1 protein-coding gene is annotated in these 1032 nt (G+C 52.6%); it reads right to left on the reverse strand.

Annotated elements, in window-relative coordinates:
* Window positions 1–30: 30 nt before the first annotated feature.
* Complete coding sequence (locus NA637_RS25110; protein ID WP_256075326.1) at window positions 31–864, reverse strand: alpha/beta fold hydrolase; 834 nt, start codon at window positions 862–864, stop codon at window positions 31–33.
* Window positions 865–1032: the final 168 nt, after the last annotated feature.

Here is a 1032-nt window from a genome sequence, read left to right on the forward strand (position 1 = left end):
CCGTTCACCGCGGCAAACCAGGCTTGTTGGTCAACCCAGGAACTGATTGATCCGGTCAGCCACTTCATCTGGCTTTTCATTGATCAACCAATGGCCGGCGTCCTTGATCCAGGTCAGTTCTGCATTGGGGATCGCGTCGGTCAATTTTTGCGCATATTCCGGTTTCTGGAAGGGATCTTGGTCCCCCCAGATCACCAGTGTTTGCTGGGCGAGGTTTCCAAGCGCAGGGGCAATGGACTGGGTGTATTCGCTGTTCAAGCGTCTAAGATTACGGAAAAAAGCTCGTTTGCCATCTTCGCTTGCCCATGGCTGCAGATAAATATCGATCAATTCATCGGTCATCACGGCTTTGTTGTGAACACCCTGCGGCATGAAACCACGCATCATGGCCACGAACTCAGCCAGACTCATCGCCTCTTCAGCGCCGGGCTCCATTAGCGGTTTGAACTCGGGAATGGGCCATGAATCAAAACAAACGCTGTCGAGCAAAACCAGTCTGCGAATTTTCTCCGGATAATTCACCGCCACCAGTTGAGCAATACCCCCGCCAATATCGTGGGCGACCACGTCGGCTCTACGCATACCCAGTGAATCCATGAATTTGATGAGCATGCGGCTTTGCGCATTGATGGAGACATCGGCATGTTCTGGCTTTTCGGATTGGCCATAATTGAGCAAGTCTAGAGCGATGACGCGATGGCCAGTGGCAAGTTTCGGCATGACTGATCGCCACATCAGGCTGTTGGTGGGTATGCCATGTATCAAGATGACCGGGCTGCCTTCGCCTTGCTCACGAAAGGCAATTTTGTGGCCGTCAATATAGGTATGGTTTTCGCTAGGGTTTTCGCTGATCGGGTTAATCATGTAGACCTCTTCTGGTGAGTATTCTGCAGCGTCACACGGCCACCTAAGGCCTCGACTTAGCCACCTTTGACTGGCCAGCGAACAGCAGAATCGGTTGATCACTGCTGCTGGCTAAAAATCGAGACAACGCCACAGTTGCGGCGTCGGCCCTGAGTACTGAGAAGCTAC

Source organism: Stutzerimonas stutzeri (assembly GCF_024448935.1).
GTDB classification, from domain to species: Bacteria; Pseudomonadota; Gammaproteobacteria; order Pseudomonadales; family Pseudomonadaceae; genus Stutzerimonas; species Stutzerimonas stutzeri_AO.

Bases quoted from the DNA above. Each gene is read 5' to 3' on its own strand.
- NA637_RS25110 (WP_256075326.1), bottom strand. From the start codon at position 864: ATGATTAACCCGATCAGCGAAAACCCTAGCGAAAACCATACCTATATT.